Source organism: Vibrio sp. IB15 (assembly GCF_016406055.1).
Classification (GTDB): domain Bacteria; phylum Pseudomonadota; class Gammaproteobacteria; order Enterobacterales; family Vibrionaceae; genus Vibrio; species Vibrio chagasii.
On the sequence record NZ_JAEFCE010000011.1, the window covers coordinates 50,998 to 64,917 of the forward strand.

A 13,920-nucleotide genomic window follows, 5' to 3' on the forward strand; every position below is an offset into this window, starting at 1 on the left:
TTTATTTTCAATGGTTTGTTTGTGTTTTTTGCGTTGTTTGCCTTAGTTCTCAACAGGGTGGGTAAATAATATAAACAGAGTTATCCACAGAACGCCTATATCTAAGAACAAAAAATAACAACAAATTGATTATATCGAACACAACCGAGTGAACGGATACGGATCGACAACGTGGAATCCAACCAACAGACGTGGCATTCTTAACAGATAATTTCTGTACTTACTGGATACACAAACATTATGGCTCGTATTCCTGATAATCCATTGATTCTGATCGATGGCTCTTCTTACTTATATCGCGCGTTTCATGCTTACCCTGGCACCATGAGCAATGGTGATATCCCGACTAACGCGGTTTACGGTGTAGTTAACATGCTGCGCAGCATGATGCGTCAATTTGCTTCTGATCGTATTGCGGTTATTTTTGATGCAAAAGGAAAGACGTTCCGTGATGACATGTACCCAGAGTACAAGGCTAATCGTCCACCTATGCCGGATGATCTACGTTGTCAGATCGAACCTTTGCACAACGTGATTCGCGCAATGGGTCTACCACTTATCTCGATCCCAGGCGTTGAAGCGGATGATGTGATTGGTACGCTGGCTTCTCAAGCATCTAAAGCGGGCATGCCGGTTTTGATCAGTACTGGCGATAAAGATATGGCCCAACTGGTTGATGACAACGTTACTTTGATCAACACCATGACCAACGTGGTGATGGATCGCGAAGGCGTGATAGAGAAGTTTGGCATCCCACCTGAGCTGATTATCGACTACCTTGCACTGATGGGCGATAAAGTGGATAACATTCCCGGCGTTCCAGGTGTTGGTGACAAAACAGCAACTGCTTTACTACAAGGCATTGGTAGCATCGAGAAGTTGTACCAAAACCTAGATGATATTGCAGCGCTTGGTTTCCGTGGTTCTAAGACGATGGCTAAGAAGCTTATCGATAATAAAGACAACGCTGAAATGTCTTACCAACTGGCGACGATTAAACTGGATGTTGAACTTGAAGAGACACCAGAGTCACTCGTAAAAACCCAACCAAACACCGATGAGCTAATTAAGCTATATGGTCAACTGGTCTTCAAATCTTGGCTGAATGAGCTTCTTGAGGGCGGTACTGGCGTAGTTGAAGCCGATGAGAAATCTGGCGCTGTACGTAGCAGTGGTGCATCGGCAACCTCAACCGTTGAAATGAACACTTCAGCAGTGACGATTGATCGTAGCAAGTACGAGACCATTCTTGATGAAGAGAGTTTCAACGCTTGGCTAGAGAAGTTGAAAGCGGCAGAGGTGTTTGCTTTTGATACTGAGACAGACAGCCTAGATTACATGGTGGCTAACCTGGTTGGCTTATCATTCGCAACCGAAGAAGGCGTTGCCGCTTACGTACCGGTTGCTCATGACTACCTAGACGCACCACAGCAACTGGATCGTGATTGGGTACTAGAACAGCTGAAACCGATTCTTGAAGATGATGCACAGGCTAAAGTGGGTCAAAACCTCAAGTACGATATGAGCGTTTTAGCGCGCTACGGTATCGAGATGAAAGGCATTAAGCATGACACCATGCTAGCGTCTTACGTTTTTAATAGCGTTGGCGGTAAACATGACATGGACAGCTTAGCGCTACGATTCTTACAACACAGCTGCATCTCGTTTGAGCAGATTGCGGGCAAAGGTAAGAAACAACTGACGTTCAACCAGATTGAGTTGGGTGAAGCGTCTCCATATGCGGCTGAAGATGCTGACGTAACACTGCGTCTGCATAACCGCTTGATGGAAAATATCGAGCAAGATGAAAAGCTAAAAGCGATTTATGAAGAGATCGAAGTACCTCTGATTCCAGTCATGTCTCGCATTGAACGTACCGGTGTATTCGTCGATGACATGTTGCTAGGTGCACAGTCACAAGAGATTGCGGTTCGTCTTGATGAGTTAGAGCAGAAAGCTTACGAGATTGCCGAGCAAGAGTTCAACATGAACTCGCCGAAACAGCTGCAAGCGATTCTGTTTGAGAAAATGGGTCTGCCTGTTATCAAGAAAACGCCATCTGGCTCGCCTTCAACCAATGAAGAAGTATTACAGGAACTGGCGCTAGATTACCCGCTACCTAAGTTGATCATTGAGTATCGTGGTCTTGCGAAGCTGAAGTCTACTTACACTGACAAACTACCGAAGATGATCAACGCGGAAACGGGTCGTGTTCACACCTCGTATCATCAAGCGGTAACGGCGACAGGTCGTTTGTCTTCGACGGATCCAAACCTGCAGAACATCCCAATTCGTAATGAAGAAGGTCGTCGTATCCGCCAAGCATTCGTTGCACAGCATGGTTGGAAGATTCTAGCGGTCGATTACTCTCAAATTGAATTGCGTATCATGGCGCACCTATCGGGCGATAAAGCGCTTCTGGAAGCTTTCCAACAAGGCAAAGATATCCACGCGGCAACCGCAGCTGAGATCATTGGCGTTAATATTGAGGATGTGACTTCAGAGCAACGTCGTCGTGCTAAAGCGGTTAACTTCGGTCTTATCTACGGCATGAGTGCCTTTGGCTTGGCTAAGCAGCTAGGTATTCCTCGTGGTGAAGCACAGCACTACATGGATACTTACTTCGAGCGTTACCCTGGTGTGATGCAGTACATGGAAGACACACGCAGCGCAGCTTCAGAGCAGGGCTTCGTTGAAACCATTTACGGTCGTCGTCTGCACCTACCTGAAATTCAATCTCGTAATGGCATGCGTCGTAAGGCAGCTGAGCGTGCAGCGATCAACGCGCCAATGCAAGGTACAGCCGCAGACATCATTAAGAAAGCGATGCTGCTGGTTGATGAATGGATTCAAGCGGAAGGTGATGGCCGAGTTAAGCTACTGATGCAAGTACACGATGAATTGGTATTTGAAGTGGAAGAGTCATCTTTAGCCGAAATTGAAAGTAAAGTACAAGAATTGATGGAATCTGCTGCTGAGCTAGAAGTACCGTTGGTGGCGGAAGCTGGCCACGGTGACAACTGGGATCAAGCCCACTAATCAGTTTTTGACCTTATTGAGCAAATTAGTATGAGCCAGTGCACAAACACTGGCTTTTTTTTGTCTCAAATAAAGTTGGGTTGGGAAAAGAGTTTGGGTGTTTTAATAAAACATTCATGAAAAAAAACTACAAAAATTGTTTTCATTTCTGAGCAATTGTTGTACATTAAATCTCGTAGGGTACAGAGGTAAGATGTTCTATCTTTCAGACCTTTTGTTTCACGTTATTGGATTAGGCTGATTCAGCCGCCCCAGTCAGTATTTGACTGGGGCGTTTTTTCTTGTGCGAAAGAAAAATATTTCCACCCCACAGCTCCCCCTGAAAAACGCCTCATTTCTAGTGCTTTTATTACGCTTTTTACGTGTATTCTTTCTCTCTTTCATTCGTGGTGAATTTGGAATTCAATCAGCAATTGGTAATTTAAATCCACACATAAAATGATTGTTTTATCATTTGAAATAACTTTTATTTTACAAGTTGCCGATAAAGGATTGATCGCTCGCGCCCTATTTATCAGTGCATTGAGTGGGTGAATGCTCAATGTAGTCCATGATTTGCTGTTGTTTTTCTGTGCTGTACTTGAGGGCTTCGGCGGTGATCTGTATGGACTGCGCCATTGAGGAGATATTGTTGGTCGCCTTTACCAAGGTTTGCTGCATAGGCTTCAAGATCAGTAGATAAATCGCGGTTAGGGCGATAATAATCACACCCACAACGGCAACCAACGCGATGATGATTTTGGTTTGGATATCATCGATCAGCGTTTGGCTTGTTTGCTTAAAGGCGGCGCGTGATTGGTCTAAGGCTTGTGGCAGTTGCTTGAGCGAGGTTTTGGTGGTGTCGGCGAGTTTGTTAATGCTTTCAACCGTTTGATTAAGCGCCAGTTGTTGCTCGTCGCTAAGGTTAGGGTTATTAACGATGGCCTGCAGCGATTGTGATATTACCTCAAGAGACTCACTCGCATCTTGAGCGTATTTCTCCATACCATCTAAGTCTAAGGTCATATCAACGTTGATCAGCGGAGTTTCTGTTGTGTCTGCTTCAGAGGCGAACCCTGAAAATGAAACCATTATCAGTGCCATTGTGACTAGGGGTATTTTCCACATGAGTGTTCTTTTCTCATTGTACTGTTTATAAAAGTTTGTCTTTTAGTATGGTTCACTTCTGTTGTTTGTAGCGGGTTTATCTTGCTTTTTATTCTTGGTTTTTGAGTTTAAACCGCTAATTTATAGACAAAAAAATACCCCACCTATATAAGGCAGGGTATTGATAAGGTGAGATCTGTTGAAGTCGCGATCGATTCGCTATGTGTTCCCTCTATATATAGAGGTTACTCTGAATCGTTGTGCTCTTCGTTTTCTAGCTCGTCGATGAGTTGTTCAGCAAGCGCTGGAGCAAACCATTCATCCATCTTGTTACGCAGTTGGTCAACACCAATGCCTTTCAATGAAGAGAATACGTCAACAGCGACATCACCACCGAAAGACTCTGCATCTTTGCGAATCTTCAGCAGCTGTGCTTTACGCGCGCCTTGTTTCAGCTTGTCGGCCTTAGTTAGCAGTACTTGTACTGGAATACGGCTATCAATGGCCCAGAAAATCATTTGTTGGTCTAGGTCTTTCATCGGGTGGCGAATGTCCATCAATACCACCAAACCTTTTAACGATTCACGTTTTTGTAGGTATTCACCTAGCGACTTCTGCCACTTTTTCTTCATCTCAAGCGGTACTTGAGCAAAACCGTATCCAGGTAAATCGACGATATGACAACCGTCGGTTACCTTAAATAGGTTAATAAGCTGAGTTCGACCAGGTGTTTTACTGGTTTTCGCTAAGCTTTTTTGGTTGGTAACGCGATTTAGCGCGCTAGATTTACCAGCATTGGAGCGTCCTGCAAACGCAATTTCGATCCCTTCGTCTTCTGGTAAGTGACGAATATCAGGTGCACTGGTAATGAAATGCGTGTTTTGATAATGAATTTTTACGCTCACTGTTAACTCCATCTCGACTTTGTGTAGTCGATTGATTACTTTTTTGTGAATTTGTGTAAAATAACCGTGCTCGGCATAAGGTCGCCTATTGTACCATGAGTGGCAACATAGAGTGGTACTGGAAGCTTGATAATTATAATGGAATGTCATGAAGAAATTAGCGCTAATTTTGAGTCTTTTAGCCAGCTGCTCAGTATGGGCTCAAGGTAGTATTGAAGCTGGTAAAGCCAAATCACAAACATGTGTTGCCTGCCACGGTGCTGACGGCAACAGTCTGATCACTCAGTACCCTAAGTTGGCTGGTCAACATGAGAAGTACCTAGAGAAGCAGTTAAAAGAGCTTAAGCTAGGTATGACAAGTGGTGGTAAGCAAGGTCGTAATGAACCTGTAATGGGTGCAATGGCGATGCCTCTGTCTGAACAAGACATGGCTGACCTAGCGGCATACTACGCATCTCTGCCAATCTCTAATAACTCTACTCCTGAGAACGTAGTTGAAGAAGGTAAGATCCTATACACAGCGGGCAACGCAGAGCGCGGCCTAACAGCGTGTATCGCTTGTCACGGCCCTCGTGGTAACGGCACCGAGCTGTCAGGTTTCCCTAAAATTTCAGGCCAACACGCAGAATATATCAAGGCTCAACTTGAAAAATTCCGCGATGGTAGCCGTAATAACGACATGAATGCGATGATGCGTGATGTAGCTAAAAAGTTAACAGACGCAGAAATTGATACCTTATCGAAGTACGTTGGTGGTCTACACTAATTTGTCGGTTTCTCGCTCTTAGCCAGAGTGAAGAAATGTACGTTCGAGCGAGATTGAAGAAGACGCCCTGATCAGAAATGATTGGGGCGTTTTCTTTTTTAAGTGCCATTTAATAGATATTGGTGATGCTTTGTATTTTTATGTCTAATTTATCTATGTGTGATCAATTTGTGTGCGAAAGTGTGAAGTCGCACTATTGTAGTCTTTTTGTAACACGGTAAAGTAACCGCCATCAGCTAGGAGCTGACTTAGATATGGATGATCATCTAGTCTAACGGTATAGACAGAAACGGATCAGGCTAGGACAGCCCAGCAACAAGGTGTTAGAAAAGGATAGCCAAAACTCATCAGGACGATGAACAACAAACAAATTTGGCATGGAAAGCACCAATAACAAATGGAGATTTGTGTACCAAGTTGAGTATGCAAATTTTGGCCGATATAGGCAGATTTAGAGAGCGATAGGTTTTCCTATCGCTTTTTTTATTGATTTGATGAAAAAACACCCAATACCTCTCCACTATAAACGCAGTTTCTGGTATGTTTCGCATCCCTGTTTAAGGATGTGCTATGTATACTTGTCCCTTATGTCATCACCATGGCGTGAATCACTATTTTGAAGACAAACGCAGAGCCTATCTGCAGTGTCAGCAATGTGAGCTGGTATTTGTAAAACCAGATCAAAGGTTAGAAGCAAACGAAGAGAAAGCGCACTATGATCTCCATGAGAATGATCCTAGTGATGCCGGCTATCGCCGCTTTTTATCTCGCATCGCGGATCCATTAACAGACAAAATTTCATCTAACTCACACGGGTTGGATTTTGGTTGTGGCCCGGGCCCTACGCTATCTATTATGTTAGAAGAAGCCGGACACACCATGGAGTTATACGATATTTACTACCACCCAGAAACTTCTGTGCTGGAGAAAACGTATGACTTTATGACTGCCACCGAGGTGATAGAGCATCTTTACCACCCAGATAAGGTGTGGCAGCAATGGTTGAATTTAGTTAAGCCCAAGGGCTGGATTGGTCTGATGACCAAGCTAGTAATAGACGTGGACGCGTTTGCTGGTTGGCACTATAAGAATGACCCGACACATGTCGTCTTCTTTAGTCGTCAAACATTCCAGTTTTTGGCTGAGCGGGATAAGCTCGAACTCGAATTTATTGGAAATGATGTAATTTTACTGAGGAAGACCCAGTAATGAGCCGTAGTAAAAAATCTAGAAAGCCGGGAGCATATGGTGCTCCTGAAGTTATCGTTACTCGTAACCGTAGCGAATCTGACGTTGAAGGTCGTGAACGTAAGCGTATTAAAAAGCGCAAGGGCCTAAAATCGGGTAGCCGCCACTCAGATGGTAGCGAAGCAAAACAGCGTAAAGCTGCACAAGATCGCGACCCACGTTTAGGTAGCAAGAAAAAAATCCCACTGATCGTTGAACCAGTGAAGAAGCTGACTAAGCAAGAGCGTAAGCTATCTAACGAGCAAGAGTTAGAGATGCTTGAGAATGATCCACAGCTGAACACACTACTAGACCGTATCGAAAATGGTGAAAACCTAGGTGCTGGTCTACAGAAGTTCGTTGATGAGAAGCTTGATCGCATTGAGCACCTAATGGGCCGTTTAGGTTTGCTAGAGCCAGAAGACGATGAAGAAGAAATCTTCGAAGAAGCACCCGTTGTATCGAAAAAGAAAGCAAGCTCTGACGAAGACTTGTTATCTCAGTTCGAAGACATCGACTTAGACAGCTTTAAAGGTTAATAGCCAATGAACGTAACCTTATTAGCAATTGCTGGTGGAATTATCATTCTCGGCTTGGGCTCTTACGCAGGTTACCTTCTACTTCAAGTGAAGAAGCAGACGGAGTTGCAAAAGCAGCATCAAGCACTAGCGATTGAAAAACGTAACGCGACGATTTACGAAAACGTAAATACTTTGTGTCTTGCGGGTATTCAAGGCCAGTGTGATTTGCCTGAGATCAGTATCCGAGTGTGTATCATCATGGATAATGTTCAGGGAGATGAGCGTGTCGATCTTGACGCAGAATATCCGGCCCTTTCCGAGCTGTACCATATTGTTAAAGATATGGCGCGCGGAGAAGAAAGGCAGGAGCTGACAAAGAAAGAGCGCATGCAGCAGAATCTCACACGCCACAAGGCAGAGACTCGCTTGAACGATGCTGTCATCGAGGATTTGAAAAGGTTGCAGGAGAAGGTTAAGCCTCTTAACAACCAAATCAACATCCAGATGATCTAGTCGCTAAGACTATTAAATATAGAGGCTTGTTTACTACCGGTGTTTTTAAGATGAATTATCTTTAACCCGAGTGCTAAATGAGCCTTCTTACCTTTTGCACCTCCGTATTCCGGTGCATTGTTAGTGATCAAGCTAGCAGTTCTGAGTTTTTATCTAGAAAATGGATTTTGTCTTGAAACGACCTTACAGGTCGTGTGGCAAAATAACCCATCTATATTTTAATGTATGTAAATTGATTTGAGAGAGCCTACGTTCTCGCGGATCTAAATTGGAAGTACCGCTATGTCGAGCAAGCCAGTAACAACGAATCAGCAAATCGTTTGGGACCAAGAAATCTTAAACAAGTACAACTATTCGGGACCTCGTTACACTTCATACCCAACTGCGTTGGAGTTCCATGAAGCGTTTACCGTCTCTGATTACGACATGGCGTGTACGCAATACCCAGAGCGTCCACTGTCGCTTTACGTGCATATCCCGTTCTGCCATAAGCTTTGTTACTACTGTGGTTGTAACAAGGTGATTACTCGTCACTCGCACAAAGCGGACGAGTACCTAGATGTGATTGAGCATGAAATCCGCCAACGTGCTTCTTTATTGAATGGTCGCGAAGTGACTCAATTGCACTTCGGCGGTGGTACACCAACCTTCCTAAGCAAGACACAAATCACGCGTCTAATGATGATTCTACGTGATGAGTTTAACTTCACTGCTGACGCTGAGATCAGCATCGAGGTTGACCCTCGTGAGATTGAACTCGACGTGCTGGATCACCTGCGTAACGAAGGCTTCAACCGCCTGAGTATCGGTGTTCAAGATTTCAATAAAGAAGTGCAAAAGCTGGTTAATCGTGAGCAAGATGAAAAGTTCATCGTCGCTATGGTTCAGCGTGCTAAAGAGCTTGGCTTCCGTTCAACGAACCTAGATTTGATTTACGGCCTACCGAAGCAGACTCAAGCATTGTTCGCTGAAACGCTGAAGCAAGTGCTTGAGATGAAACCGGGTCGTCTATCGGTATTTAACTACGCTCACATGCCACAACTGTTTGCGGCGCAGCGTAAGATTAAAGATGAAGACCTACCAAAAGCTGAAGAAAAGATGGCGATCTTGCAAGATACTATCGAGACTCTAACGGGTGCTGGTTACCAGTTTATCGGTATGGACCACTTCGCACTTCCTGAAGATGAGCTAGCAGTGGCGCAGCGTGAAGGTGTGTTGCACCGTAATTTCCAAGGCTACACGACTCAGGGCGAATGTGACCTAGTAGGTTTTGGTGTGTCGGCTATCTCCATGGTGGGTGACTCTTACGCGCAAAACCAAAAAGAACTTAAGAAATACTACGCTCAAGTGAATGACCTTCGTCATGCGCTTTGGAAAGGTGTCGCACTAGATAACGATGATTTACTGCGTCGTGAAGTGATTAAGCAGCTGATCTGTAACTTTAAACTCGACAAGACGATGATCGAATCTGAGTTCGCTGTTGATTTTAATTGTTACTTCAAAGAAGACTTAGAGCTTCTGCAAACTTTCATTAACGATGACTTGGTTGAAGTCGACGACAAAGAAATCCGTGTAACGCTTCGTGGTCGTCTGTTGATTCGTAACATCTGTATGTGTTTCGATAAATACTTGCGTGCTAAGGCTCGCCAACAGCAGTTCTCGCGCGTTATCTAATCACTCGTTCAAGAATAAACACATAAAAAGTGCCAGCATCATGCTGGCATTTTTGTATTCGGCTTACTCTAATCTTAGCTTGCTTAGGCAGTAGTCTGTTTGCGGCCTTGTTTAGCGTTAGCAAGGTCAGTCGGCCATTGGTCAAACGGCACCGGGCGACTGTATAGGAAGCCTTGCGCCTGCGAACATTGCAGCTGTTTAAGCAAGTCAGCTTGCTGCTGAGTCTCAACCCCTTCAGCGACTAAGCTAACCTTGAAGCCTCTGGTGATATTGACGATAGCGGCAACAATTGAGCTGTCTAGGTTCTCTTTATCGAGCTTGCTGACAAAGCTGCGGTCGATCTTAAGGCAGTCGAAAGGCAGTTTTTGTAGGTAGGCCAGCGACGAATATCCGGTACCAAAATCATCAATCGCAATTGAGATACCTAATGCTTTGAGTGTCAGCATATTGTCGATGACCGTTGGGTCGTTATCGACGATTCGCGATTCGGTGATCTCCAAGGTGAGGTTCTTCGCTGGTAGCTTAGTGTCACTCAGAGTCTTCTTCACTAAATCAATGAACCCATTCTCACTAAGCTGGTCAACCGAGAGATTAACGTGAATAGAGAAGTCTTCACTCCACTTGCCTGACTCGATTGCGATAGCCGTATCTCGACAAGACTTATGCAGGATCTGCTTACCTATGTCGTAGATAAGGCCGCTCTCCTCGGCAAGAGGAATAAACTCTAATGGTGAGATAATGCCTTCATCTGTTACCCAACGCGCTAGCGCTTCAGCCCCTATGGTTGAGCCTGATTCGAGATCGATGATTGGCTGATAAAATGGTTCGAACTGTTGAAGGTCGATCGCTTTATTGAGGCGCGCCAACATCTTGGTTCTATGCCTAGAAGCGTTCCCCATTTCCGGGCTGTAGATACTGACGCGGGCTTTGTCTTGCTTGGCGTTACTCAATGCGATGCTGCTATTACGAAGCCACACGGTAAAATCTTGCTCATTGGACACATGGACAATACCGATTGAGACTTTAATCATCACGCTCTCAGATTCCATTGCAAACGGAGAGGCGAAGGTCTGCAGTAGGCGATTTGTCAGCAGCTGAACGTCACTCTCTTGAGTGACGCTCGGTGCGTAGATAGCAAACTCATCACCACCAGTACGAGCCAGTAGATACTCTGAAGGTAGCATGCCACGTAAGCGTGCCGCGGATATGATCAATAGTTGGTCACCATTGTAATGGCCAAGGCTGTCATTGATGTCGCGGAAGCGGTCAATACCCACCAAGAATAGCGTGCCTTTCTCGTTAGCTGCACTCTTCTTAGCGGCATCGATCAAACCTTCTCTACTATATAGCTTAGTGAGCGAGTCGTAGGTCAGTTGAGACTGCAATTGCTTAAATGAGGCCTTTAAGTTGTTGGCCATTTCATTGAACGCTTCAACCAACATACTGGTTTCATAGATATGGCCAGACCTCGGCATATTGGTATCCCAATCACCGTTGGCAAGGCGCTTTGCCGCATCAGCGGTTGAGGTGATTGGCTGAGTAACACGGTTAAAGGCGATTAAGCCTAGGATGATGCCAATGCAGCTCACGGTAAGTCCAATTAGCCAGCTATTTCTTTGATTTTCAGGCAGCTCGCCAAGCAAGTTGGTTTTGGGTATCGACATACCGATAAACCAAGTGATGCCATGCTCATCCTGGTAGGGAGTGATTTGATTGAAGTACTGTTCGCCATCTAGGGTAAACCTGAAGCGTTGGGCGCCCATATTTTCAATCAAGTGCAGTTGGTCAACGTAGCTAGCACTCTCGCGTATTATTGTATTAGCGCTCTCGGTAGCTAATAAGCGTTGGCCTCTATTAGTTTTGCCTGTTCCCCAAGAAATCACACTGCCAGCGCCAGAGTGGGCGACTAAACGTTGCTGTTGATCGATGACGTAAACTGACACATCGGTTTTTTCCTTCAGTTCTCTTAAGAACGCGTTGAAGGTGTTGATCTTGATATCGCTAACGATAACCGCTTTGAACTCGTTGTCGTCATAGATAGGAGCAAGAGCTGAAAGGGTGATCTCTTGGCGTTCGTCCGCGTTGGCATAGATTGGAGACCATGACGGCTGTTTGTCATTGACAACAGGGCGATACCAAGGACGAACTCTAGGATCGTATCCGGAAATGACCGAGCGAATATCGTCACTGATCTTACTGCCGCGATAGATAACCAGCTGATCTTGAGTGCGGTCATCTTGGAGCATTAAGGTATAGCCGTTGTTGGCCTCTTTACGAAAACCGACATAGTTACCGTCTTCTGAACCAAAGCCGATCACATCTAATTGAGGGACGGCTGTGAAATGGTCAGAAAACTTATAAAGGATGTAGTCTTGAACCTTGCTAAGGTTTCCAGGCTGATACAGCTTGTGATAGCCGATGTTTTGGCTTAACGAGAGGTTGGCGTGAAATGGCTTCTCTAAGAACTCATCTAGGCTTTGATGAACGTTATCTGTGAGTGATGTTAGCTGGCGTGCACTAATATCACTCACCATCTCTTGGTAGCTTTGCTTTTGAGTGAAAACCATTACGCCCATAGTGAACAGAAAAATCAGCACGAAGGGCAGAACCACAGCGGTTCTCAATGTAATTTGTGTTTTCAAAGACATCGTTGCTACAACTTTGGTGAATAGTGTACTGTAATCGTACCGACACTATTCAAACCAAGCGACACTTTTTTGGTTAAAAAGTAGCTGCATCGAGAGTCATATAAGCCTAGTACAGTTCTTTGAGTTTACGAGTTAGGGTGTTTCTTCCCCAGCCCAAAACCTTGGCTGCGTCTTGTTTGTGACCATTCGTATGGTTGAGTGCAGCCTCTAGCAGTATACGTTCAAACTCCGGAAGAGCATAAGTGAGCAGCTCTTTTTCTCCTGAATCAAGCGCACATTTTGCCCAATTAGCAAGTAGCTGCTGCCAGTTATCTCCAGTACCTGATGGTGCGACGGTTTTTTCTTCCAATAGCTCCGGTGGTAGGTCTGAAGGAAGGATTTCACTACCGCTCGCCATCACGGTCAACCAACGACAGATGTTCTCTAGTTGACGCACGTTACCCGGCCAATTTAGCTGATTCAGCTTGATTATGGTTTCTGGGTGCAGTGTCTTCACTTCCACACCAAGTTCTTCAGCCGCTGAGGCTAGGAAGTGATGAGTCAACTTTTCGATATCTTGTTTACGTTCACGTAGGGCAGGAATGTGAATCCGAATAACGTTGAGTCGGTGGAACAAATCTTCACGGAAATCGCCTTCATGCACTAGTCGTTCTAGATCTTGGTGGGTTGCCGCAACGATACGAACGTCTACCTTAACTGCAGAGTGACCGCCGACACGATAGAACTGACCATCAGAAAGTACACGCAACAAACGAGTTTGAATATCGAGTGGCATGTCACCGATCTCATCCAGAAATAGTGTGCCGCCGTTGGCTTGTTCAAAACGTCCTTGGCGAACGCTGTTAGCGCCGGTAAAGGCACCTTTCTCGTGACCAAACAGTTCGGATTCGATAAGGTCTTTCGGTATTGCCGCCATATTGAGTGCGATGAAAGGCTTTTTTGCTCTTGGGCTATGACGATGCAAAGCGTGAGCAACCAACTCTTTACCAGTACCCGACTCACCATTAATCAGTACTGATATTGATGAGCGAGACAGACGACCAATAGCCCGAAATACCTCCTGCATTGCCGGAGCTTCACCAATGATCTCTGGCGCATTGGTCTCTTCAGAGGCCTCACTGGCTTGTTCGCGCTTCTGCTCTTGGCGGTGGGCGATCGCTCGTTCTACGAGCGTTAGCGTCTCATCGATATCAAATGGCTTAGGCAGGTATTCAAAGGCACCTTTTTGATAAGCATTGACTGCAGCATCTAAGTCGGAGTGCGCCGTCATGATGATCACCGGGAGGTCGGGAGAGCGCTGATGCACTTGGTGCAATAGTTCGATCCCGTCAATGCCGGGCATACGGATATCAGACACCAGTACATCGGGCGTCTCGCGCTCAAGTGCAAGTAGTACGCTCTCTGCATCAGCAAATGTTTCACACTTTATATCAGCTGATGAAAGTGTCTTTTCTACTACCCAGCGGATAGAGCTGTCGTCATCGACGACCCAAACGTATCCCTTACTCATAATTCAATTCCTTTGCAGCCAAATCTATTGT

Annotated in this window: 11 protein-coding genes; 7 read left to right on the top strand and 4 right to left on the bottom strand. The window is 45.3% G+C overall.

Going from position 1 to position 13,920, the window contains the following annotated elements:
• The first annotated feature begins 240 nt into the window (after window positions 1-240).
• Both polA and JC606_RS23645 read left to right on the top strand, forming a co-directional pair.
• Window positions 241-3,039, top strand: a complete 2,799-nt coding sequence (gene polA / locus JC606_RS06005) for a DNA polymerase I (RefSeq protein ID WP_105057726.1) — start codon at window positions 241-243, stop codon at window positions 3,037-3,039.
• Between the two features lie 193 nt (window positions 3,040-3,232).
• Window positions 3,233-3,280 (top strand): hypothetical protein, encoded by a 48-nt coding sequence (locus JC606_RS23645; protein ID WP_438356636.1) that lies wholly within the window; start codon window positions 3,233-3,235, stop codon window positions 3,278-3,280.
• A 266-nt stretch (window positions 3,281-3,546) separates the two neighbouring features.
• On the opposite strand, the gene JC606_RS06010 is transcribed toward JC606_RS23645, so the two are convergent.
• Together JC606_RS06010 and yihA are read right to left on the bottom strand one after the other, a co-directional pair.
• Window positions 3,547-4,146: a GTP-binding protein gene (locus JC606_RS06010; protein WP_137406372.1), complete on the bottom strand. Its 600-nt coding sequence runs from the start codon at window positions 4,144-4,146 to the stop codon at window positions 3,547-3,549.
• 224 nt (window positions 4,147-4,370) lie between these two features.
• Entirely contained in the window at window positions 4,371-5,030 is a 660-nt protein-coding gene (yihA, locus tag JC606_RS06015; RefSeq protein ID WP_032498332.1) for a ribosome biogenesis GTP-binding protein YihA/YsxC, read from the bottom strand.
• Between the two features lie 148 nt (window positions 5,031-5,178).
• On the opposite strand from yihA, the gene JC606_RS06020 reads away from it, so the two are divergent.
• The 5 genes from JC606_RS06020 to hemN all read left to right on the top strand — a co-directional run bounded on the left by JC606_RS06020 (window position 5,179) and on the right by hemN (window position 9,731).
• The gene (locus tag JC606_RS06020) at window positions 5,179-5,796 is read left to right on the top strand and encodes a c-type cytochrome (RefSeq protein WP_102423523.1); all 618 of its coding nucleotides are present in this window, start codon (window positions 5,179-5,181) and stop codon (window positions 5,794-5,796) included.
• 570 nt (window positions 5,797-6,366) lie between these two features.
• A complete protein-coding gene (locus JC606_RS06025) occupies window positions 6,367-7,005 on the top strand; it encodes a class I SAM-dependent methyltransferase (protein ID WP_032498331.1) in 639 nt (212 codons plus the stop codon).
• The gene (yihI, locus tag JC606_RS06030; protein WP_008218484.1) at window positions 7,005-7,562 is read left to right on the top strand and encodes a Der GTPase-activating protein YihI; all 558 of its coding nucleotides are present in this window, start codon (window positions 7,005-7,007) and stop codon (window positions 7,560-7,562) included. Before JC606_RS06025 ends, yihI begins: the two co-directional genes overlap by 1 nt.
• A gap of 6 nt (window positions 7,563-7,568) precedes the next feature.
• Window positions 7,569-8,057: a DUF2489 domain-containing protein gene (locus JC606_RS06035; protein WP_008218483.1), complete on the top strand. Its 489-nt coding sequence runs from the start codon at window positions 7,569-7,571 to the stop codon at window positions 8,055-8,057.
• Window positions 8,058-8,339: 282 nt separating this feature from the next.
• Window positions 8,340-9,731: an oxygen-independent coproporphyrinogen III oxidase gene (gene hemN / locus JC606_RS06040; protein WP_137406371.1), complete on the top strand. Its 1,392-nt coding sequence runs from the start codon at window positions 8,340-8,342 to the stop codon at window positions 9,729-9,731.
• An 83-nt stretch (window positions 9,732-9,814) separates the two neighbouring features.
• Here the strand turns inward: hemN and JC606_RS06045 are convergent, their stop codons facing one another.
• Entirely contained in the window at window positions 9,815-12,379 is a 2,565-nt protein-coding gene (locus JC606_RS06045; protein ID WP_198778221.1) for a bifunctional diguanylate cyclase/phosphodiesterase, read from the bottom strand.
• A gap of 106 nt (window positions 12,380-12,485) precedes the next feature.
• Window positions 12,486-13,889 carry a nitrogen regulation protein NR(I) gene (glnG, locus tag JC606_RS06050; protein WP_198778222.1) on the bottom strand — a complete coding sequence of 468 codons (1,404 nt, stop codon included), beginning with the start codon at window positions 13,887-13,889 and terminating at the stop codon, window positions 12,486-12,488.
• Window positions 13,890-13,920: the final 31 nt, after the last annotated feature.